Source organism: Streptomyces sp. NPDC047130, from assembly GCF_040643475.1.
Lineage (GTDB): Bacteria > Actinomycetota > Actinomycetes > Streptomycetales > Streptomycetaceae > Streptomyces.
In genome coordinates this window covers 16,842-38,814 of sequence record NZ_JBEYUK010000012.1, presented here as the reverse complement: position 1 = coordinate 38,814, position 21,973 = coordinate 16,842, and the positions used below count along the sequence as shown (strand labels likewise).

18 protein-coding genes are annotated in these 21,973 nt (G+C 73.1%); 11 read left to right on the top strand and 7 right to left on the bottom strand.

The window, feature by feature from the left end:
• Positions 1-238 precede the first annotated feature (238 nt).
• The gene (locus ABZ836_RS16590; RefSeq protein WP_361142734.1) at positions 239-1,879 is read right to left on the bottom strand and encodes an ATP-binding cassette domain-containing protein; all 1,641 of its coding nucleotides are present in this window, start codon (positions 1,877-1,879) and stop codon (positions 239-241) included.
• A 290-nt stretch (positions 1,880-2,169) separates the two neighbouring features.
• Positions 2,170-2,586, bottom strand: coding sequence for an SsgA family sporulation/cell division regulator (locus ABZ836_RS16585; protein WP_356138776.1), 417 nt, complete (start codon positions 2,584-2,586; stop codon positions 2,170-2,172).
• Positions 2,587-2,883: 297 nt separating this feature from the next.
• Here ABZ836_RS16585 and ABZ836_RS16580 point away from each other — a divergent pair, with 297 nt between their 5' ends.
• The 5 genes from ABZ836_RS16580 to ABZ836_RS16560 all read left to right on the top strand — a co-directional run bounded on the left by ABZ836_RS16580 (position 2,884) and on the right by ABZ836_RS16560 (position 8,863).
• The gene (locus ABZ836_RS16580; RefSeq protein WP_356138774.1) at positions 2,884-3,207 is read left to right on the top strand and encodes a plasmid stabilization protein; all 324 of its coding nucleotides are present in this window, start codon (positions 2,884-2,886) and stop codon (positions 3,205-3,207) included.
• A gap of 63 nt (positions 3,208-3,270) precedes the next feature.
• Positions 3,271-3,987, top strand: coding sequence for an endonuclease V (locus ABZ836_RS16575; RefSeq protein WP_361142731.1), 717 nt, complete (start codon positions 3,271-3,273; stop codon positions 3,985-3,987).
• A gap of 208 nt (positions 3,988-4,195) precedes the next feature.
• The gene (locus tag ABZ836_RS16570; RefSeq protein ID WP_361142728.1) at positions 4,196-5,428 is read left to right on the top strand and encodes a CaiB/BaiF CoA-transferase family protein; all 1,233 of its coding nucleotides are present in this window, start codon (positions 4,196-4,198) and stop codon (positions 5,426-5,428) included.
• A complete protein-coding gene (locus ABZ836_RS16565) occupies positions 5,425-6,639 on the top strand; it encodes an acetyl-CoA C-acetyltransferase (RefSeq protein WP_356138769.1) in 1,215 nt (404 codons plus the stop codon). Before ABZ836_RS16570 ends, ABZ836_RS16565 begins: the two co-directional genes overlap by 4 nt.
• Positions 6,640-6,688: 49 nt before the next feature.
• Positions 6,689-8,863, top strand: coding sequence for a 3-hydroxyacyl-CoA dehydrogenase NAD-binding domain-containing protein (locus tag ABZ836_RS16560; RefSeq protein WP_361142725.1), 2,175 nt, complete (start codon positions 6,689-6,691; stop codon positions 8,861-8,863).
• A 57-nt stretch (positions 8,864-8,920) separates the two neighbouring features.
• Here ABZ836_RS16560 and ABZ836_RS16555 read toward each other — a convergent pair whose 3' ends face one another.
• Positions 8,921-9,631, bottom strand: coding sequence for a MerR family transcriptional regulator (locus ABZ836_RS16555; protein ID WP_356138765.1), 711 nt, complete (start codon positions 9,629-9,631; stop codon positions 8,921-8,923).
• Between the two features lie 241 nt (positions 9,632-9,872).
• On the opposite strand from ABZ836_RS16555, the gene ABZ836_RS16550 reads away from it, so the two are divergent.
• From ABZ836_RS16550 to ABZ836_RS16540, 3 genes are all read left to right on the top strand, one after another.
• A complete protein-coding gene (locus ABZ836_RS16550; protein ID WP_361142722.1) occupies positions 9,873-11,309 on the top strand; it encodes an amino acid permease in 1,437 nt (478 codons plus the stop codon).
• Between the two features lie 136 nt (positions 11,310-11,445).
• Positions 11,446-13,182, top strand: coding sequence for a BCCT family transporter (locus ABZ836_RS16545; RefSeq protein WP_361142719.1), 1,737 nt, complete (start codon positions 11,446-11,448; stop codon positions 13,180-13,182).
• 48 nt (positions 13,183-13,230) lie between these two features.
• Positions 13,231-14,016: a VOC family protein gene (locus ABZ836_RS16540; protein ID WP_361142716.1), complete on the top strand. Its 786-nt coding sequence runs from the start codon at positions 13,231-13,233 to the stop codon at positions 14,014-14,016.
• A gap of 7 nt (positions 14,017-14,023) precedes the next feature.
• Here ABZ836_RS16540 and ligD read toward each other — a convergent pair whose 3' ends face one another.
• Complete coding sequence (gene ligD, locus ABZ836_RS16535; RefSeq protein ID WP_361142713.1) at positions 14,024-15,034, bottom strand: non-homologous end-joining DNA ligase; 1,011 nt, start codon at positions 15,032-15,034, stop codon at positions 14,024-14,026.
• Between the two features lie 52 nt (positions 15,035-15,086).
• On the opposite strand from ligD, the gene ABZ836_RS16530 reads away from it, so the two are divergent.
• The gene (locus tag ABZ836_RS16530; protein ID WP_361142710.1) at positions 15,087-16,154 is read left to right on the top strand and encodes an ATP-dependent DNA ligase; all 1,068 of its coding nucleotides are present in this window, start codon (positions 15,087-15,089) and stop codon (positions 16,152-16,154) included.
• A gap of 7 nt (positions 16,155-16,161) precedes the next feature.
• On the opposite strand, the gene ABZ836_RS16525 is transcribed toward ABZ836_RS16530, so the two are convergent.
• The gene (locus tag ABZ836_RS16525) at positions 16,162-17,352 is read right to left on the bottom strand and encodes a zinc-dependent alcohol dehydrogenase (RefSeq protein WP_356138754.1); all 1,191 of its coding nucleotides are present in this window, start codon (positions 17,350-17,352) and stop codon (positions 16,162-16,164) included.
• A 287-nt stretch (positions 17,353-17,639) separates the two neighbouring features.
• Here ABZ836_RS16525 and ABZ836_RS16520 point away from each other — a divergent pair, with 287 nt between their 5' ends.
• Entirely contained in the window at positions 17,640-18,584 is a 945-nt protein-coding gene (locus ABZ836_RS16520; protein WP_361142707.1) for a DUF3048 domain-containing protein, read from the top strand.
• Positions 18,585-18,797: 213 nt separating this feature from the next.
• On the opposite strand, the gene ABZ836_RS16515 is transcribed toward ABZ836_RS16520, so the two are convergent.
• Together ABZ836_RS16515 and ABZ836_RS16510 are read right to left on the bottom strand one after the other, a co-directional pair.
• The gene (locus ABZ836_RS16515) at positions 18,798-20,099 is read right to left on the bottom strand and encodes an SGNH/GDSL hydrolase family protein (RefSeq protein ID WP_356138789.1); all 1,302 of its coding nucleotides are present in this window, start codon (positions 20,097-20,099) and stop codon (positions 18,798-18,800) included.
• Positions 20,100-20,426: 327 nt separating this feature from the next.
• Positions 20,427-20,876: a MarR family transcriptional regulator gene (locus tag ABZ836_RS16510; protein WP_356138750.1), complete on the bottom strand. Its 450-nt coding sequence runs from the start codon at positions 20,874-20,876 to the stop codon at positions 20,427-20,429.
• Positions 20,877-21,195: 319 nt separating this feature from the next.
• Here ABZ836_RS16510 and pcaH point away from each other — a divergent pair, with 319 nt between their 5' ends.
• A complete protein-coding gene (pcaH, locus tag ABZ836_RS16505) occupies positions 21,196-21,969 on the top strand; it encodes a protocatechuate 3,4-dioxygenase subunit beta (RefSeq protein WP_356138748.1) in 774 nt (257 codons plus the stop codon).
• Positions 21,970-21,973: the final 4 nt, after the last annotated feature.

The window sequence follows — 21,973 nt, the reverse complement described above, 5'->3', positions numbered from 1 at the left end:
ACGGGCCCGCGCCCGTCCCGTCCATCCCGTCGCGGCACCGGCGGCACGCGCCCCCGGGCCGTCGTGGGACGGGCGGGGGCGGGTGCCCGGCCGTCGCGGGGCGGGCGGCACGCGACCGCCACCGTTACGCGCGCCCGGCCGTCGCGGGGGCGGGCGGCACGCGACCGCGATCGTTACCGCGGGGCGGCGACCGGGGACGAACCGAGCCGTGGTCGCCGCCCCGCGGCGGGCCTTCCGGTCAGAGCCGGTCGAGTTCCTCGCGGGTGATCTCGGTGAGGTCCCCGTCGGCCAGCAGCCAGCGGGTGATGCCGATGGAGTCCAGGAACGGCAGGTCGTGACTGGCCACCAGCAGCGCTCCCTGGTGGGCCTCCAGGGCGCGGGTCAGCTGCCGCACGCTCGCCATGTCCAGGTTGTTGGTGGGCTCGTCGAGCATCAGCAGCTGCGGCGCGGGCTCGGCCAGCAGCAGCGCGGCCAGCGCCGCCCGGAACCGCTCGCCGCCGGAGAGCGTCCCGGCCGGCTGGTCCGCCCGGGCCCCGCGGAACAGGAACCGCGCCAGGCGGGCGCGGACCTGGTTGGCGGTGGCGCCCGGCGCGAAGCGCGACACGTTCTCGGCGACCGACAGCCGGTCGTCGAGGATGTCCAGCCGCTGCGGCAGGAAGCGCGCCGGGACGTGCACGCGGCCCTCGCCCTCCACCGCGGCCAGTTCCCCGGCCAGGGTGCGCAGCAGCGTGGTCTTGCCGGAACCGTTGCGGCCCACCAGGGCGACCCGCTCCGGCCCGCGCACCTCGAACACGCCCTCCAGCCGCGCCCCGTGGACCGGCCGGAGCTTCTCCAGGGTCAGCACGGTCCGGCCGGGCGGCACCGCGGTGGCGGGCAGGTCGACGCGGATCTCGTCGTCCTCGCGCAGCGCGAGCTCCGCCTCGTCCAGCCGCTCCCGCGCCTCGGCGAGGCGTTCCTGGTGGATCGCCCGGTGCTTGCCCGCCGACTGTTCGGCGGCGTTCTTCCGCAGGCCCATCACGATCTTGGGCTCGCGCTTCTGCTCGGACATCTTCTGGCCGTACTTCTTGCGCTTGGCCAGCTTCACCTGGGCGTCGGCCAGTTCCCGCTTCTGGCGGCGCACGTCCGCCTCGGCCGAGCGCACCGTGCGCTCCGCCGCCTCCTGCTCCGCGGCCAGGGCGGCCTGGTAGTCGGAGAGGTTGCCGCCGTACCAGGCGACCTCCCCGGAGCGGAGGTCGGCGATGCGGTCGGCGAGCTCCAGGAGTTCGCGGTCGTGGCTGACCATGATCAGGATCCGGGAACCGCCGCTCCAGCGGGCCACCGTGTCGTACAGCCGGCGGCGCGCGAAGACGTCCAGGTTGTTGGTGGGTTCGTCCAGCAGCAGGACGTCGGGGCGGCGCAGCAGCAGCGCGGTGAGCCGCAGCAGCACCGACTCGCCGCCGGAGAGTTCGCCGACGGTGCGGTCGAGGCCGAGGTGGCCCAGGCCGAGTTCGCCGAGGGTGGCCAGCGCGCGCTCCTCGACGTCCCAATCGTCGCCGACCGTCTCGAAGTGCTCCTCCGCGGCGTCCCCGGACTCGATGGCGTGCAGGGCGGCGCGCCGGGCGTCGATGCCCAGTGCCTGGTCGACGCGGAGGGAGGTGTCGAGGGTGACGTTCTGCGGGAGGTGACCGATCTCGCCGGTCACCCGGACGAAACCGCCGGTGGGGGTGAGCTCCCCGGCGATCAGCTTGAGCAGGGTGGACTTGCCGGCGCCGTTGACGCCCACGAGCCCGGTGCGGCCCGCGGGGAAGGAGACGTCGAGGTCCTCCAGGACGGGCGTGCCGTCCGGCCAGGAGAACGACAGGGACGCGGCGGTGACGGAAGGGGCGGTGGTGGTGGACACGAGGCCTCGCGGTGGTGGGATGCGGTCGGGTGATCGCGTGTCGAGACACCGTGCCGAGGCCGGGAAGTGGAGAGGATCGGCCCTGCGGCGGCGGAGGACGGCTCAGACGTCCGAGGTCGCACACGCGACGCGGCAGCCCCGGGAGGGGGTGCGACGCGGTGTCTCATGACCTCAGACGAGCAACGTCCTTCTCCGATCGACGGCAACAGAACCACCGCCAGGTTACCCGCCGGCTCCCGCGGAGGCGAGTGGATTGCCCGGCGGCCCCGCCCCGCGGGCCCGCCGCCCCCTCAGAGGACGTCCCGCATCAGCTGGGCCAGGTCCTGGTCCAGGTCGAGGTGCAGGTGCTCGCAGCCGAACGGCACCAGGGCGGCGGTGGCGGCGAGGAACCGGCGCACCTCGTCGGTCGCGACGTGCACCACGGCCGCCCCCTCCGGGGAGTGGAACTCCAGTGCCGTGCGGCCGTCCTCGTAGGGCAGCACCCGCACGTCCCCCACGCCGTGCGGGAGGCGCAGCCCCTCGGTCAGCAGCTCCCGGGCGAACGTCCAGCACACCTCGACCCCCTCGAGGGTGGCCGGGCCCGGGAAGGTCATCCGCACCGCGAAGGGATCGGCGGTGTCGTAGTGCAAGGTCGACGGGATCACCGTCATCCGCGGTGCCGCGGCGACGAGACGGGCCTGAACCGGGTGCTCGATGACGGTGGACAAACGTCTGCTCCCCCTAGTAGTCGGCTGGCCGAACGCCGGGCCGGTCGGACCCGCGTACTGGAACAGAGGCCGGACCGCGCGGATCCGTACACCCCCGCAGCGTGACCTGCGTCACCCGACCGAATCCCCCCGGCACCATTCCCCCACGGCATCTCCAGGACTCGTCCCCCGCATCCGCCGTCCCATGCGCGGACGGCCGCGCCGTTCGGCCGCCGCCGCCTGGCGGCCTCCCATGACCGTACGGAACATGGGTAACCGTGCAGCTCCGGCATTCCCGACATGGAGGAGTGGCAGACCATGCCCCGTGGTTCCAGCCCGAAGAGGGAACGGCAGTACGAGCACATCAAGGACAGCGAGAAGTCGCGCGGCGCGTCGACCGGCCGGGCGAAGGAGATCGCGGCGCGCACCGTGAACAAGGAGCGCGCCCGTTCCGGCGAGTCGAGGACCGCGAGCCGCACCTCCACACAGGACAGGTCCTCGGGCAGCCGCGGCGGGCAGCGCTCCGGCGGCGGCTCCCAGGGGCCGACGTACGACCAGCTCTACCAGGAGGCCAGGAAGAAGAACATCCACGGCCGGTCGGACATGAACAAGCGGCAGTTGCAGGAAGCCCTCGGCAAGTGACCGCGGCGGTCCCGGCGGGGCCGTGAGCCCTCCGGTCCGCCGGGGGCCGTAGTCTCTTCCGCCGTGAACGACATCCAGACCGTCACGGCGGCGACCGCGCGCGTGCCCGAGGACTGGCCCACCACCGAGGCGGCCGCCCTGGCCGTCCAGGACGAGCTGCGGGAGCGGCTGGTCCTCGACGAGCCGGGCCCTGCTCCGGGCACCGGGCCGGTCACCGGCGTGGACGTCGCCTACGACGACGCCCGCGGTGTGGTGGCCGCCGCCGCCGTCACGCTGGACGCGGCCACCCTCGCGGTGACCGGCCGGGCCGTCGCCGTCGGCCCGGTGGCCTTCCCGTACGTTCCCGGGCTCCTGGCCTTCCGCGAGGTGCCCGCGGTGCTGGCCGCCCTCCGGGCCCTGCCCGGGCCGCCCGGGCTGGTGGTGTGCGACGGCTACGGCCTCGCCCATCCCCGCCGCTTCGGCCTCGCCTGCCACGTGGGGGTGCTCACCGGGCTGGCCACCGTCGGCGTCGCCAAGAATCCGTTCGTGTTCGCCGCGAGCCCGCCCGGCCCCGCCCGCGGCGACCACACGCCGCTACTGCTCGGTGAGGAGGAGGTCGGCCGCGCGCTGCGCACCCGGGAGACCGTGAAACCGGTCTTCGTCTCGGCGGGCCACCGGGTCTCCCTGGAGAACGCGTGCGGGCACGCCTTGGCGCTGACCCCGCGGTACCGCCTGCCCGAGACCACCCGGCACGCCGACGCCCTCTGCCGCGCGGCACTGAAGGAGGCGCTGGCCGGCTGAGGATCCGGCCGGCCTCCAGGCGGTCTCCGGTCGGCCTCCGGCCGCGACGGTGGGCCTACGGGGCGACCGCGACGCGCCCCCAACCGACTGAGCGCTTGCTTGCCCAGCTCTTGTGCGCGCCCCCGCGCCTTCGTAGCATCACCGGTGTGACATCAGTGGTGTCACATGCGGGCACGCCCAGGCCGTGCCGCGGACGATGGGGGCTGCGATGACGGTGGCGAAGGCGCCGCGGGACCCGGGAGACGGCCCCGGGACGGACGAGCGGCGAGGTCCGTTGGACGGTGTGCGCGTGCTGGAGCTCGCGGGCATCGGCCCCGGCCCGTTCGCCGCCATGCTGCTGGGCGACCTGGGCGCCGACGTGGTCCGGGTCGACCGGCCCGGCGGGATCGCCGTCGCCCCCGACCCGCGGTACGACGTCACCAACCGCAACAAGCGGTCGGTGGTGCTGGACCTGAAGTCGCCCGAGGGCGTGGAGCGCGTCCTCGGTCTGGCCGGGCGCGCCGACATCCTGATCGAGGGCTACCGCCCCGGTGTGGCCGAGCGCCTCGGTGTCGGCCCCGAGGCGTGCCGCGCCCGCAATCCGCGCCTGGTCTACGGCCGGATGACCGGCTGGGGCCAGGACGGCCCGCTGGCCGACCGGGCCGGGCACGACATCGCCTACCTGGCGCCCACCGGCGTCCTCGGCATGATCGGCGAGGCCGGCCGGCCCCCGGTCGTCCCGGTGAACCTGCTGGGCGACTTCGCGGGCGGCTCGCTCTACCTGGTGACCGGCGTCCTGGCCGCCCTGCACCACGCCCGCGCCACCGGCGTGGGGCAGGTGGTCGACGCGGCGATCGTCGACGGCGCGGCCCATCTGTCGACGCTGATCCACGGCATGCTGGCGGCCGGCCAGTGGCAGGACCGGCGGGGCGCCAACCTGCTCGACGGCGGCTGCCCCTACTACGGCGTGTACGCCTGCGCCGACGGCCGCCACATCGCGGTCGGGTCCCTGGAGCCGCGGTTCTACGCCGAGTTCCTGGACCTGCTGGGCCTGCCCGAGTACCTGGACGCCCATCTCGACCTGGCCCGCTGGCCCGCCCTGCGGGAGGCCGTCGCCGCGCGCTTCGCCACCCGTGGCCGCGACGAGTGGGCCGCCGTCTTCGAGGCCTCCGACGCCTGCGTGGCGCCGGTGCTCTCGCTGCGCGAGGCCCCGCACCACCCGCACCTCGCCGCCCGCTCGACCTTCGTCGAGCACTCCGGCATCGTCCAGCCGGCGCCCGCCCCGCGCTTCTCCGCCACCCCCACGAGCGTGCGGACCGGACCCGCGCGGTCCGGCGCGGGAGCCGAGGAGGTGGCGCGGGACTGGAACCTGCCCGCCCTCCTGGGGGAGACCCCCGGCCTCGACGGCGCCCCCGCACCCGACGACGACCACTCCGCATCCCTGCGAAAGGCTGACCAGTGAGCACCGAAGCGTACGTGTACGACGCGATCCGCACCCCCCGCGGGCGCGGCAAGGCCAACGGGGCCCTGCACGGCACCAAGCCGATCGACCTCGTCGTGGGGCTGATCCGCGAGATCCGCGGCCGCTTCCCCGGCCTGGACCCGGCGGCGATCGACGACGTCGTCCTCGGCGTGGTCAGCCCGATCGGCGACCAGGGCTCCGACATCGCCCGGATCGCCGCGATCGCGGCCGGACTGCCGGACACGGTGGCCGGCGTCCAGGAGAACCGCTTCTGCGCGTCGGGACTCGAGGCGGTCAACATGGCCGCCATGAAGGTCCGTTCGGGCTGGGAGGACATGGTCCTGGCGGGCGGCGTGGAGTCGATGTCCCGCATCCCGCTGGGCTCGGACGGCGGCGCGTGGGCGATGGACCCGATGACCAGCCTGGAGACGGACTTCGTCCCGCAGGGCATCAGCGCCGACCTGATCGCCACCCTCGAGGGCTTCTCCCGCCGGGACGTCGACGAGTACGCGGCGCTCTCCCAGGAGCGGGCCGCCACCGCCTGGAAGGAGGGCCGCTTCAAGCGCTCCGTGGTCCCGGTGAAGGACCGCAACGGCTTCACCGTCCTGGACCACGACGAGCACATGCGCCCCGGCACCACCGCCGACTCCCTCGCCAGGCTCAACCCGTCCTTCGCGGGCATCGGCGACATGGGCGGCTTCGACGCCGTGGCCCTGCAGAAGTACCACTGGGTCGAGAGGATCGATCACGTCCACCACGCGGGCAACTCCTCCGGCATCGTCGACGGCGCCGCCCTGGTCGCCATCGGCAACAAGGAGACCGGCGAGCGCTACGGCCTGACCCCGCGCGCCCGGATCGTCTCCGCGGCGGTCTCCGGTTCCGAGCCCACCATCATGCTCACCGGCCCCGCCCCCGCCTCCCGCAAGGCGCTCGCCAAGGCGGGACTGACCGTCGACGACATCGACCTGGTCGAGATCAACGAGGCCTTCGCCTCCGTGGTGCTGCGCTACGTCAAGGACATGGGGCTCTCCCTGGACAAGGTCAACGTCAACGGCGGGGCCATCGCCATGGGCCACCCGCTGGGCGCCACCGGCGCGATGATCCTCGGCACGCTGATCGACGAACTGGAGCGCCAGGACAAGCGCTACGGCCTGGCCACCCTGTGCGTCGGCGGCGGCATGGGCATCGCCACCGTCGTCGAGCGACTCTGATCCTCCCCAGCGGCCCCACGACACCCGAGACCTCAACGGAGACCCCGTCATGACCGAGAGCACCGCCATCCGCTGGGAGCAGGACGAGACCGGCGTCGTCACGCTGGTCCTGGACGCCCCCGGCCGGTCCGCCAACACGATGAACCAGGCGTTCCGCGTCGCCCTGCGCGCCGTCGCCGACCGCCTGGAGGCCGAGAAGGACTCCGTGCGCGGCGTCGTCGTCACCTCCGCCAAGAAGACCTTCTTCGCCGGCGGCGACCTGCGTGAACTGATCAAGGTGACGCCCGAGACCGCCCACGACCTCTACGAGGGCGGCCTGGAGATGAAGCGCGACCTGCGCCGCATCGAGACCCTCGGCAAGCCGGTCGTCGCGGCGATCAACGGCGCGGCGCTGGGCGGCGGCTACGAGATCGCCCTGAGCTGCCACCACCGGGTCGCGCTCGACGCCCCGGGCTCGAAGATCGGCCTGCCCGAGGTGACGCTGGGCCTGCTGCCGGGCGGCGGCGGCGTGGTCCGCACCGTGCGCAAGCTGGGCATCACCGACGCCCTGCTGAAGGTGCTGCTGCAGGGCACCCAGTACAGCCCGCGCCGGGCGCTGGAGAACGGCCTGGTGGACGAGGTGGTGGACACGCCCGAGGAGATGATCGCCCGGGCCCGCGCCTTCATCGACGCGCACCCCGAGTCCGCGCAGCCCTGGGACGCCCCGGGCTACCGCATCCCCGGCGGCACGCCGTCGAACCCGAAGTTCGCCGCGAGCCTCCCGGCGTTCGCGGCCAACCTGCGCAAGCAGACGGCCGGCGCCCCCTATCCCGCCCCGCGCGCCATCCTGGCCGCCGCGGTCGAGGGGTCCCAGGTGGACTTCGAGACCGCGCAGATCGTCGAGTCCCGGTACTTCGCCGAGCTGGCGGCCGGGCAGACCGCCAAGAACATGACCCAGGCGTTCTTCTTCGACCTGCAGGCCGTCAACTCCGGCGCCAACCGTCCGCAGGGCGTCGCGCCGCGCACGGTCACCAAGGTGGCCGTGCTCGGCGCGGGCATGATGGGCGCGGGCATCGCCTACTCCTGCGCCAGGGCGGGCATCGAGGTCGTCCTCAAGGACGTCTCCGCCGAGGCCGCCGCCAAGGGCAAGGCCTACTCGGAGAAGCTCTGCGCGAAGGCCGTCTCCCGCGGCCGGACCACCCAGGAGAAGGCCGACGCCCTGCTCGCCCTGATCACCCCGACCGCGGACGTCCAGGACCTGGCGGGCTGCGACGCGGTGATCGAGGCCGTCTTCGAGGACACCGCCCTCAAGCACAAGGTGTTCCAGGAGGTCCAGGACGTCGTCGCCCCGGACGCGCTGCTGTGCTCCAACACCTCCACCCTGCCGATCACGGAGCTCGCCGAGGGCGTCGAGCGCCAGGCCGACTTCATCGGCCTGCACTTCTTCTCGCCGGTCGACAAGATGCCGCTGGTGGAGATCATCAAGGGGGCGCGCACCGGCGACGAGGCGCTGGCCCGCGCCTTCGACCTGGTGCGCCAGATCCGCAAGACCCCGATCGTGGTCAACGACTCGCGCGGCTTCTTCACCTCCCGCGTCATCGGCCACTTCATCAACGAGGGCGTGGCCATGGTCGGCGAGGGCGTCGACCCCGCCTCCGTGGAGCAGGCCGCGGCGCAGGCCGGCTACCCGGCCAAGGTGCTGAACCTGATGGACGAGCTCACGCTGACCCTGCCGCGCAAGATCCGCAAGGAGACCAAGGAGGCCGTCGAGGCGGCCGGCGGCACCTGGACGGCGCACCCGTCCGAGGCCGTGGTGGACCGGATGGTCGACGAGTTCGGCCGTACCGGCCGCAGCGGCGGCGCCGGCTTCTACGACTACGTGGACGGCAGGCGGGCCGGGCTGTGGCCGGGGCTGCGCGAACACTTCACCAGGCCGGGACACACCATCGCGTTCGAGGACATGCAGGAGCGGATGCTGTTCTCGGAGGCGCTGGACACCGTCCGGCTGCTGGAGGAGGGCGTGCTCACCTCGGTGGCCGACGCCAACATCGGCTCCATCATGGGCATCGGCTTCCCGGCGTGGACCGGCGGCGTGCTCCAGTACGTCAACGGCTACCCGGGCGGGCCGGCCGGCTTCGTGGCCCGGGCCCGTGAGCTGGCGGAGCGGTACGGCGACCGGTTCCTGCCGCCGGCGCTGCTGGTGGAGAAGGCCGAGAAGGGCGAGGTCTTCACCGACGCCCGCTGATCCGCCGCCGGCGCGACTCCCGTCGTCCGGCACGACTCCCGGCGGCCGGTCCCGTTCTCAGGGCCGGCCGCCGAGCCAGCTCTGCAGCTCCTGACGGAGCGACCGCTGGAAGGCGGTCAGCAGCGCCTGCACCACCAGGGGCTGCATGTGGGCGGAGAGCGAGCGCACGGCGTCCGTCTCCCGTTCCGCCGACGCCTCGCGGAGAAGTCCGGAGAGCGCCTGCGCGGCCGCCCGGGAGTGCTCCATCAGCACCTCCCGGGCGGCCAGCAGCGTCTCCTGGGCGAACGGCATGTCCAGCAGTTCGACGCCCAGGCGCAGCAGCCCGGTGTCCACCCGGTGGGTGCCGTCGCCGTCGGGTTCCACGCCTTCCAGGACGCCGAGCTGCGCGAGCCTCTCCAGGTCCGCCGCGTCCAGGGCGCGTCCGGCCAGGCGTTCCAGTTCCGCGCGGTCCAGGCGCTCGCTGGTCTCCGGTGTCCAGGAGGCCACCACCGCGCGCTGCAGGGCGAGGTCGTGCGCGGTCACGTCGGCGGGCAGTCCGCGCAGGTGGCGTTCGACACCGGCCAGGGTCATGCCCTGCCGCTGGAGCTCCTCGATCAGGGCGAGCCGCGCCAGGTGCCCGGGGCCGTACCGGCCGACCCTGCGGGGCCCTATCTCCGGCGGCGGGAGCAGCCCGCGGGTGCTGTAGAAGCGGACGGTGCGGACCGTCACGCCCGCGCGCGCGGCCAGTTCGTCGACCGTGAGCGTCGGCCCCTCCGTGTCGGTCGTCATGCGCAACAGTATTGCTGTCTCACCGGGTGTGCGAAAGACGTGGTGTGAGGTCCGCCACTGCGCATCGCCATGCGGAATGAGAGATTCACCTGCGGTCCGCGTCCCCGCCGGGCGCCACAAGCGCAGGTGGGGCGGGCCGCAGCACCTTTCCCAACACCCCGTGCCAACAGCGAAGCGGGGCGCACAGAGTGGAACACGCGTGAGCAAGGACGTCGCGACCGCGACGGCTGAGGAAGCCGTCGTGAGCACCGACCCGACCGCCGAACCCCCCGCGGACGCGGGGGACGCCGGTTACAGCAAGGACCTCAAGGCCCGCCACATCAACATGATCGCCATTGGCGGGGCGATCGGCACCGGCCTGTTCCTCGGCGCCGGCGGCCGCCTCAACAGCGCCGGTCCCGCGCTCGCCCTGGCCTATCTGGTCTGCGGCGTCTTCGCCTTCTTCGTGGTCCGGGCGCTCGGCGAGCTGGTCGTCTACCGGCCGTCCTCGGGCTCCTTCGTGTCCTACGCCCGCGAGTTCCTCGGGGAGAAGGGCGCCTACGTCGCCGGCTGGATGTACTTCGTCAACTGGTCCACGACCGGTATCGCCGACATCACCGCGGTGGCGCTCTACACCCACTACTGGAGCATGTTCTCCGACGTCCCCCAGTGGGTGCTGGCCCTCGCGGCGCTCGCCGTGGTGCTGCTGGTGAACCTGATCTCGGTGAAGTACTTCGGCGAGATAGAGTTCTGGTTCGCGATCATCAAGGTCGCCACCCTGGTGCTCTTCATGCTGGTGGGCGTCTTCCTCCTGGTCACCCAGCAGGACGTGGGCGGCACCACCCCGGGCCTGTCCGTGATCACCGACAACGGCGGTTTCCTGCCGCACGGCGTGCTCCCGGTGGTCCTGGTGATGCAGGGCGTGGTCTTCGCCTACGCCTCCCTGGAGCTGGTGGGCACCGCGGCCGGCGAGACCGCAGAGCCGCGCAAGGTCGTCCCGCGCGCGGTGAACTCGATCATGTGGCGGGTCGGCCTGTTCTACGTCGGCTCGGTCGTGCTGCTGGCCCTGCTGCTGCCGGGTTCGGTCTACTCCGGCGACGAGAGCCCCTTCGTCACCGTGCTCTCCCGGATCGGTGTGCCGGCGGCCGGCGACGTGATGAACCTGGTGGTGCTGACCGCCGCGATGTCCTCGCTGAACTCGGGCCTGTACTCCACCGGCCGCATCCTGCGCTCCATGGCGGCCGCCGGTTCCGCCCCGAGGTTCACCGGCGTGATGAACCGGAACCAGGTGCCCTACGGCGGCATCATGCTGACCGGCGCGGTCTGCGTCCTGGGCGTGGGCCTGAACTACCTGATGCCGGGCCAGGCCTTCGAGATCGTGCTCAACGTCGCCTCGCTCGGCATCATCAGCACCTGGGTGATCATCATGATCTGTCACCTGGTGTTCGTCCGGCGCGCCAAGGCCGGGCTGCTGACGCGGCCCGCCTTCCGGCTGTGGGGCAGCCCGGTGACGGAGATCGTCACCATCGCCTTCCTGGTCTCCGTGCTGGCGCTGATGTGGGGCGACCCGGAGGTGGGGCGCAAGACGCTGCTGCTCATCCCGGTGATCGCCGCGGCGCTGGTGGTCGGCTGGTTCGGTGTGCGCCGCCGGGTCACCCGTGCGGAGGACTCCGGGCTCTCCGCCCCGACCGGGCGCTGACCGTGTGCCGTGCGGCCGGGCGGGTGGCCCGGCCGCACGGGCGGGGAGACGGAGGGATTACGCGGGTGAGAAATGCGGGATATGTGGTAGCTGCGTAGCGGAACCAATCAAGATCCGCTCGGCGAAAGGTGCCGCAGTGTCGCAAGACGCCCCCAACCCGTCACAACATCACCCCAAGGGGTCCCTGCCGGGCACGGAGGCCGGCCTGTCCGGACCTCAGCGCCGGGGGACCGACTGGGTGGTCTTCGGGGTGACCGCGGCGCTGACCCTCTCCTTCGTCCTGTGGGGAGCCTTCGCCACCGACTCCCTGGAGAGCGTGTCGGGCAACCTGCTCGGCGAGCTGATCCACACCTGCGGCTGGGCGTTCGTCCTGGCCGCCTCCGGTTTCGTGATCTTCGCGCTCTGGCTGGCGATCAGCCGCTACGGCCGGATCCACCTCGGATCGGAGCACGAGAAGCCCGAGTTCCGCACGGTGTCCTGGGTCGCGATGATGTTCAGCGCGGGCATGGGCATCGGCCTGATGTTCTGGGGCGTGAGCGAGCCGCTGGCCCACTACGTCGACGCGCCGCCCGGCACCCGCCCCGGCAGTTCCGGCGAGCGGATGTCCAACGCCATGGCGACCACGCTCTTCCACTGGACGCTGCACCCCTGGGCGATCTACGCGGTGGTGGGTCTGGGCATCGCCTACAGCACCTTCCGCAAGAAGCGCCGTCAGACCATCAGCTCCGTCTTCACCCCGCTGATCGGCCGCCGGCACGCCGAGGGCGCGGTCGGCCGGGTCATCGACATCCTGGCCATCGTGGCCACCGTGTTCGGCTCCGCGGCCTCGCTCGGCCTCGGCACCCTGCAGATCGGTTCGGGTCTGGAGGAGGTGGACTGGCTGGGCACGGCCGGCACCGGTCTGCTGGTCGCCATCATCGCCGTGCTGACCCTGGCGTTCGTCGCCTCGGCGGTCTCCGGGGTGGAGCGGGGCATCCAGTGGCTGTCCAACACCAACATGGTGCTGGCGCTGCTGCTGGCGGTGTTCGTGTTCGTGGCGGGGCCGACGATCGTCATCCTCGACCTCCTGCCCACCTCCTTCTTCGCCTACATCGGCGAGCTGCCGCAGCTGGCCGGGCGCACCGAGATCAGCGGCGGCCCGACCGTGGACGCGTGGCTGTCGAGCTGGACGGTCTTCTACTGGGCATGGTGGATCTCCTGGACGCCCTTCGTCGGCATGTTCATCGCCCGGATCAGCCGCGGGCGCACCATCCGCCAGTTCATCGGCGGCGTGATCCTGGTGCCCAGCACGGTCAGCCTGCTCTGGTTCGCGATCTTCGGCGGCACGGCCATGCGGCTCCAGCAGCGGGGCGCGCTGGACGACGCGACGACGGTCGAGGGCCGGCTCTTCGCGGTCCTGCGGGAGTACCCGATGGCCACGGTCACCTCGCTGCTGGTGATGATCCTGGTCTCCATCTTCTTCGTGTCCGGCGCGGACGCGGCCTCCATCGTCATGGGCACGCTCTCCCAGCGCGGCGCGCTGGAGCCGCAGAAGACGGTGGTGATCTTCTGGGGCGTGGTCACCGGCGCGGTGGCCGCGATCATGCTGATGGTCGGCAGCGGCAAGGGGGACGCGCTCACCGGCCTGCAGAACCTGACGATCCTCGCCGCGGCGCCGTTCGTCCTGGTGATGATCGGGATCTGCGTGGCCCTGATGCGGGACCTGCGCCGCGACCCGCTGATGCTGCGGGAGGAGGCGGCCAACGAGGCGCTGGAGGACGCGGTCGTGCAGGGCTACCGGAAGTTCGACGGGGACTTCGAGCTCCAGGTCCGTCCCTCGCAGGGCACCGGCCCCTCCTCCGGTTCCACCGTCGCCGACGACTCGCCCCTGTGACCCGGGCGCCCGCGGGCTGCCCTCCCGACGACCGCACGTGAGGCAACGATGCTGACCACCGACTTCGTCCCCGGCTCACCGAACTGGGTCGACCTGGGCACGCCCGACATCAACGGGGCGATGACCTTCTACGGCGGCCTGTTCGGCTGGCAGTTCCGCTCGGCCGGTCCGGAGGCGGGGGGCTACGGCTTCTTCACCTCCGGCGGACGGACCGTGGCCGGCGGCATGGAGCTCCCCGCCGGCACGGCACCGCCGTCGTGGACGGTCTACTTCCGTTCCGACGACCCGGACGCCACCGCGCGGGCGGTCCGCGGGGCCCAGGGCTCGGTGGTGCTGGAGCCGGACGACGTGATGGACAAGGGCCGGATGGCGGTCTTCACCGACCCGATGGGCGCGTGGTTCGGCGTCTGGAGCCCCGGATCACTGGAAGGGCTGGACGTCACCGGCGAGAACGGCGCGCTGTGCTGGGTGGAGCTGCACACCACGGACGTGGCCGGGGCGGCGGGCTTCTACCACTCGGCCCTGGGCTGGGAGACCTCGGCGGTGTCCTTCCCGGGCGGCTCGTACACCTGCGTCACCCCGGCGGGGACCGGCGAGGACGGGATGTTCGGCGGCTTCGTCGGAGCGGCGGGCGACAAGGTGGAGGGCGGGGCCCACTGGCTCCCGTACTTCGCCGTGGCCGACGTCGACGCCGTCACCGGCCGGGCCCTCGACCGGAGCGGCGAGGTCCGGGTGGATCCGGTCGACATCCCGGGCGTCGGCCGCATGGCCCACCTCCTCGACCCGCACGGCGCCCGCTTCGCGGTCCTGCGCCCGGAAACCGCGCAGCGCTGACGCGCCGTCACGGCTTCCTGGCGCGGCTCGGCTGCACCCGCTTCGGTTCGCCCGGCATCTTCGGGTACTCCGGCGGGTACGGCAGGTCGCCGAGCCCGTGCTCCGCCTCGTCCCGGCGGGCGAGGTCGAGCAGCGGCTCGAGGGAGAAGGCGTGCTCCTCCATGTCCGCGTGGACGTCGCCGACCTCGGCGAACCGGGCGGCCATGGTGCGGATGTCGAAGTCCTCGGGGCGGGCCTCCCCCACCTCCTCCCAGCGCAGCGGCGCCGAGACGGGGGCGTGCGGACGGGGCCGGACGGAGTACGCGGAGGCGATGGTCCGGTCCCGTGCCGTCTGGTTGTAGTCGACGAAGATCTTCTCGCCCCGTTCCTCCTTCCACCACTTGGTGGTGACCCGCTCCGGCATCCGCCGCTCCAGCTCCCGGCCGGCCGCGATCGCCGCGCGCCGCACCTCGGTGAAGGTCCACCGCGGCTCGACGGGCACGAAGACGTGGACGCCGCGGCCGCCGGAGGTCTTGGGCCAGCCGCGCACCCCGTGCTCCTCGAGGACCGCGCGCAGCTCGTGGGCCGCGGCGACCGCGTCCTCGTACCCGGTGCCGGGCTGCGGGTCGAGGTCGAGGCGCAGTTCGTCCGGCCGGTCGACGTCGGCCCGCCGCACCGGCCACGGATGGAAGGTGACGGTGTTGAACTGCACGGCCCAGACCACGGCGGCGATCTCGGTCGGGCACATCTCGTCGGCGCTGCGGCCGCTGGGGAAGGTGATGTGGGCGGTGGGGATCCAGTCGGGGTGGTTCTTCGGGACGCGCTTCTGGAAGAACCACTCCCCCTCGACGCCGTCCGGGAAGCGCTGCAGGGCGGTGGGCCGCTCGCGCAGGGCGCGCACGACTCCCGGACCGACGGCGAGGTAGTACTCGGCCAGGTCCCGCTTGGTGTAGCCCTTCCCCGGGAAGAGCACCTTGTCCGGGTGGGACAGGCGCACCTTCCGTCCTCCGGCGTCCAGTTCCACGGCGTCGTCACCCATGTGTGCCACGGTAGGCGTGCCCCGGGCGGCGCGCACACCCAGAATCGACCCCATGGACCTGCCGGTGATGCCGCCCGTGAAGCCGATGCTCGCCAAGTCGGTGGCGAAGATCCCCGAGGGGATGCACTACGAGGCCAAGTGGGACGGCTTCCGGGCCCTCGTGTTCCGCGACGGCGAGGAGCTCGAGCTCGGCAGCCGTACGACCAAACCGCTCACCCGCTACTTCCCCGAGCTGGTGGCCGCCCTCAAGGCGCGGCTGCCGGACCGCTGCGTGGTGGACGGGGAGATCGTGATCGCCCGCGAGGGTCGGCTGGACTTCGACGCGCTGACCGAGCGCATCCATCCGGCGGACTCCCGGGTCCGCATGCTGGCCGAGCGCACCCCCGCCTCGTTCGTCGCCTTCGACCTGCTGGCGCTGGACGACGAGTCGCTGACCGGACGGCCGCTCACGGAGCGCAGGGCACTGCTGGAGCGGATGCTGCACCGCGTGGAGCCGCCGGTGCACCTGGCGCCCGCCACCGAGGACATCGAGGTGGCGCGGCAGTGGTTCGAACGGTTCGAGGGCGCGGGGCTGGACGGGGTGGTGGCCAAGCCGCCGACGCTGCGGTACCGGCCGGACGAGCGCGCCATGTTCAAGGTCAAGCACGAGCGGACCGCGGACGTGGTGGTGGCCGGCTACCGGCTGCACAAGAGCGGTCCGGTGGTCGGCTCGCTGCTCCTGGGGCTCCACGACGACCAGGGGGTGCTCCAGCACGTGGGGGTGTGCGCGGCGTTCACCATGAAGCGGCGGGCCGAGCTGGTGGAGGAGCTGGAGCCGCTGCGCCTGGAGGACGTGACGGGGCACCCGTGGGCGGCGTGGGGCGACGCGGCGGCCCACGGGACGGCCCGGCTGCCGGGGGCGCCGAGCCGCTGGTCGGGGAAGAAGGACCTGTCGTGGGTGCCGCTGCGGCCCGACCTGGTGGCCGAGGTGGCGTACGACCACATGGAGAACGGGGCGCGGTTCCGGCACACCGCGCGTTTCCGCCGCTGGCGTCCGGACCGCACCCCGCAGAGCTGCACCTTCGCCCAGCTCGAGGAGCCGGTGCGCTACGACCTGGCCGAGGTGCTGGGCATGGAGTGAGGGGCCGTCAGGGGTTGATGACCACCTTGACGGCGCCGTCGCGCTTCTTCTGGAACATGTCGTACGCCTCCGGGGCCTCGGAGAGCGGCACGTGGTGGGTGGCGAAGTCGTCGACGCCCAGCGGGTCGCCGTCGGTGAGCAGCGGCAGGATGTCGTCCGTCCAGCGCCGGACGTTGGCCTGGCCCATCCGCAGCTGGATCTGCTTGTCGAACAGGGTGAGCATCGGCATGGGGTCGGCCATGCCGCCGTAGACGCCGGAGAGCGAGATGGTGCCGCCGCGGCGCACCATCTCGATGGCGGTGTACAGCGCCGCCAGCCGGTCGATGCTGAACCGCTCGGCGAGCGGGCCGCTGATCTTGTTGGGCAGCAGCGCGGTGGCGTTCTGGGCCAGCCGGGCGACGGCGCTGCCGTGCGCCTCGGTGCCGACCGCGTCGACGACCGAGTCCGGGCCGCGTCCGCCGGTGGCGTCCCGGACGGCGGCGACCAGTTCCTTCTCGCTGTCGAAGTCGCGCAGGTCGTAGGTCTCGACGCCGCGGTCCCGCGCCCGGCGCAGCCGGTCGCCGACCAGGTCGACGCCGATGACGCGCTCCGCACCCCGGTGCAGGGCGATCCGGCAGGCCATGTCCCCGATCGGGCCGAGGCCGAGGACGGCCAGGGTGCCGCCGGGCGGGACGGAGGCGTACTCGACGGCCTGCCAGGCGGTCGGCAGGACGTCGGAGAGGTAGACGTAGCGGTCGTCCGGCGGCCCCTCGGGCACCTTGATCGGCCCGAAGTGCGCCTGCGGCACGCGCAGGTACTCCGCCTGGCCGCCGGGCACGGCGCCGTAGAGGCGGGTGTAGCCGAACAGCTGGGCCCCCATGCCCTCACCGGTGACCTGGGTGGTCTCGCACTGGGTGTAGAGGCCCTGGCCGCACATCCAGCAGCTGCCGCAGGAGATCTGGAAGGGCACCACGACACGGTCCCCGGGCGACAGGTTGGTCACCCCCGGCCCGACTTCCTCGACGATGCCCATCGGCTCGTGGCCGAGGATGTCGCCGGGGGTCATGAAGGGGGTGAGGACCTCGTAGAGGTGCAGGTCGGAGCCGCACAGTCCGGTGGAGGTGATCCGGACGACGGCGTCGGTGGGTTCCTCGATCGTCGGGTCGGGGACGGTCTCCACCCGGACGTCCCGCTTGCCCTGCCAGGTCACTGCCTTCATCGCGTCCGACTCCCTGCTTCGGCGTGCTCTCGTCCGTGCGACGGGTACCCGGACGGCCTACACGAAACCGGCCGAACCGGCACGGGACGCCCACCGGAGGTGCGGCGGAGGGCGCGCAGGGGTAAAGCCCTGACGAACCGGCTCAGGCATATGGACCGATGATCGGTGGGCGGTGGGGCGCGATGGGGACGAGGGGCAGACGGGGCACGAGGAGCACTGGGGGCACACGGGGTACTCCGGCAGCCGGGCGGGCGACGGGTCGCGGGCGGGCGGCGGGGCGCGGGCGGGTGCCGGCGCCCCAGAGAGCGAGAGCACTGCTCACCTACGCGATCACCGCTCTCGTCGTGGCGACGGGCTGCACCGGCGGCCCCTTCGATCCGGAGGGCGCCGAGACGACCTCGCCCGCCTCGGCACGCCCGCCCGACGAGGTGCTGGCCGTCAAGGTCGACAACGTGCTCCCGGCGCGCCCGCAGACCGGACTGGCCCAGGCCGACGTCGTCTACGCCGAGCGGGTGGAGGCGGGCCTCAGCCGGCTGATGGCGCTCTACGCGACCCGGCTCCCCGAGGCGGTGGGCCCGGTGCGCAGCGCCCGGGAGACCGACCTGCGGCTGCTGCGGCAGTTCAACGAGCCGGTGCTGGCCTACTCCGGGTCGCAGAGCCGGCTGCGGCCCCTGATCGAGTCGGCGCCGCTGCGGGCGGAGTCCCCGGGCAACCGGCCGGAGGCCTGGTACCGCGACGACGCGCGCCCGGCCCCGCACAACCTGTACCTGCGGCCCCGCCGGCTGGTGGACGGGCCGGCGGGGCGGGAGGCGCTGACCGCCGCGGGCTTCCGCGAGGGTCCCGCACCGGCGGGCGGCGAGCCGGAGGAGCGCCGCACGGTCCGGTTCCCCTCCGCGCGCTTCGCCTTCACCTGGTCGGCGGAACGGGGCGGGTGGCTGGTGGAGACCGACGGCCGCCCCACGACGGACGGCGGCGTGCAACTGGCCCCGCCCACGGTGATCGTGCAGTACGTGACGGTGCGGACGTCCGGCTTCCAGGACCGGGGCGGCAACAACACGCCCTTCAGCGAGACGGTCGGCACCGGGACCGCGGACCTGCTGCGGGACGGCAAGGCGTGGAAGGCGCGCTGGCAGCGCGCCACGGAGGCCGACGGCACCCGGTTCACCACGGAGGCCGGCGCGCCGGTGAACACGGGCGACGGGCAGGTGTGGGTGGTACTGGCCGAGCGCTGAGCGCATGACGTGGGCCGGGCCGGGCGAAGCGCGGATGGCGCCGGCCGGCCGGGCGGAGCCGCATCCCGCGAGCGCCCGGGACCAGGGCGCGCCCCGCCGGCGGAGACCGTTCGGGCCGGAGAACCGCCCGGGCCGCCCACGGCCGGGTTCCGGCCGTCGGCGGCCCCGGGTTCCGCGGCCCGGGGCGGCGTCACCGCTCCCGTGGCGGGGGCGTCACCGCAGCAGGCGGGACGGGACCGCGTCCGCGAGCGCCCGGTAGCCGGCCGGGTTGAGGTGGAGGTGGTCGCCGGTGTCGTAGGCGGGCAGCAGCCTGGTGGGCGCCTGGGGGTCGCGGACCGCGCGGTCGAAGTCGACGACGGCGTCGAACACGCCGCTGTGCCGGATCCAGTCGTTGACCCGCTGACGCGCCCGCTCGCGGTGGCCGGCCGGGTCGTCGTACATCTCGTTGCCGCCGAGGGGCGTGAGGGTGGCGCCGTAGACGGCGAGGCCCTGGGCGTGGGACCGCTCGACGATCTGGCGGTACGCGGCGATCAGGTCGTCGGCGGTGGCCTGCTGGGCGGCGGCGGTGGCCTCGGCGGTGCCCAGGTCGTTGACGCCCTCGAACATCAGCACCCAGCGGGCGCCGCTGCGCACCAGGACGTCACGGTCGAGGCGTGCGAGCACGTTGGGGCCGAGGCCGTCGCGCAGCACGCGGTTGCCGCCCGCGCCCTCGTTCAGGACGGCCACCTGGTCGGTGGCGGGCGAGCGGAGCAGCCGCTGGTGGAGCTGGTCGGTCCAGCGGTCGTTGCCGTTGGTGGTCGAGCCCCGGCCGTCGGTCAGCGAGTCGCCGATCACCACCAGGCCGGCGGCGCGCGGGGTGTCCACCAGGGTCTCCACCCCGCTGAGGAAGTACCAGTGGTCGGTGCGGGTGGCGCCCGGCAGGTCCGCGGCGGTGGTGTGGTCGCCCCGCAGCAGGTGCGAGGTGGTGCGGGAGCCGGGGTGCGAGGTCACCGACGAGGAGGACTGGCCGTCGGCGAGGTGGACCGTCACGGTGAGGTTGGTCCCGGCGGGCACCTTCATGTCCACCGGGTCGGAGACCACCTGCGCGCCCATCGGCACCACGGTCGCGGCCCGCCCGGCGAAGGTGACCTGCCGCGCGGTGCCGGGCTCGATCGCCGGAACGCCCGCCGCGCCGCCGGACGGCAGCGCCACGGAGACCCTGGTCAGCGGGAGTTCGGCCCCGCCGAAGGCGTTCGAGAAGCGCAGCCGCAGCTTCTCGCCGGCCACGGTGGTGCGGACGGTCTGCCGCAGGGTGCTGTCCCTCAGGACCGACTCGCCGTCCGTGAAGGGCGCCGGCGGCATGTTGTGCGGCTCGGTGAGCTGGGGCATGGAGACCCAGGTGTCCACCCACCGGTCGCCGCCGGGGCCGACGCCGGGCTCGCGGCCGCGGTCGGCGTCCGCACCCGGCGCGCCGGTCGCGGTGGCCGCCACGGTCACCATGACCACCACCGAGGCGACCGCCGCGGTGCGGAGCAGGGCCCCGGCACGCTCCCGGAGCCGGGACCGCACGGCCGGGCGGCTCCATCTTTCGCGAAACGAGGACGAGGACGGCATGGGGCTCCCTCACGATGCGCGGCTCCGCGCCCCACGCCGTGGTGCCGGACCGGCGGGGGACGCCTGGCTCGAAACTTTCGACGAGCATGCGAAAGTTTCCGCGAGGGAAGCTACGGAGGACGGCCCCGGGCGTCAACACCGCGGACAGAATTGACCGTTGTGACGACCGGGCGGCCGACCCCGGCCCGGCCGGATGCGCCCGTGAAGGAAGGAGTCGAAAGTTTCGGAGGGCCGGAGCCGTTCCGCCGGTCAGCCCTGGACGGGCTGCCGCAGAGTCTCCGCAGCCTCGGAGACCCTGCGGATGAGGTCGACGAAGAGGTCCTGCTCCTCGGCGCTCAGCGGCGCGAGCAGCACCTGGTTCATCCGCGCCGCCCGGACCGCGAGCCGGCGGTGGAGGCGCGCGCCCTCGTCGGTGAGGCGGAGCAGGTAGCGGCGCCCGTCCTGCGGGTCGCGGACCTTGTCGAGGAGGTCGCGGCGGGTGAGCCGGCCGACCACCTCGGCGACCGTGGAGCGGTCCAGCGACACCCGCTCCCCCACCGTGCGCTGGTCGAGGCCGGGCTCGGCCGTCACGGCGCTCAGCACCGCGAACTGCGGGGAGGTGATCTCCTCGGACACCATCGTGTTCCACAGCAGGGTGTGGGCCTGCTGCAGACGCCGGGCGAGGTGCCCGGGATGGGTGGTGACGTCCACCGCGGCCATGCGCTCTCCCGTGGGTGCCGTTTTTCGTTGGTGCACTGAACAATACCCACTCGGCCGCCACCGCGCCGCCTTTCCGCCCGGAACGCCTCCCCCCTTGTTTCCTGGCCGAGAGCCACGTCTTGACTCCCGGGCGGCAGCGGTGAAAGCGTGTACCCGCCCCGCCGAGATCATCAGTGCACTGACTGATTGCTCGTTCCGGCCGGGTCGTGACCGCGGTGGGCGCGGTCCGAAGGGGTGTGCCGGCCTCTTCGGCCCGTCTCCCGCCCGACGAAGGCCTCGCGAGCGAAGGCCGACCGAACGAAGGAGAGTCGCCGCCACCATGGCCCTCACCCAGCACGACATCGACAAGGAGATCGCCGCCGAGCGCGAGGCCTACGAGCAGCGCGTCGCGGACGGCGCTCCGGTGCAGCACCACCCGGACCGCGGATACGCCCCGTACCGCTCCTCGGTGCTGCGGCACCCCAAGCAGCCGCCGGTCAACATCGACGTCACCAAGGACCCGGAGCTGGTGGAGCTCTCCTCCCCCGCCTGGGGCGAGCGGGACATCACGGAGATCGACAACGACCTGACCCGCCAGCACCGCGGCGAGCCGGTCGGCGAGCGCATCACCGTCGAGGGACGGCTGCTGGACCGTGACGGCCGCCCGGTCCGCGGCCAGCTCGTGGAGATCTGGCAGGCCAACTCGGCCGGACGGTACGCCCACCAGCGCGAGCAGCACGACGCCCCGCTGGACCCGAACTTCACCGGCGCCGGCCGCACCATCACCGACGCCGACGGGTTCTACCGGTTCACCACCATCCAGCCGGGCCCCTACCCGTGGCGCAACCACACCAACGCCTGGCGGCCCGCGCACATCCACTTCTCGGTGTTCGGCCGGTCGTTCACCCAGCGCCTGGTCACCCAGATGTACTTCCCGAACGACCCGCTGTTCCCGTACGACCCCATCCTGCACGCGGTGACCGACCAGGCCGCCCGGGAACGCCTGGTCGCCCGGTACGACCACGGCCTCTCGGTGCCGGAGTTCTCCCTCGGCTACCGCTGGGACATCGTGCTCGACGGCCCGAGCGCCACCTGGATGGAAGAAGGACGCTGACCGC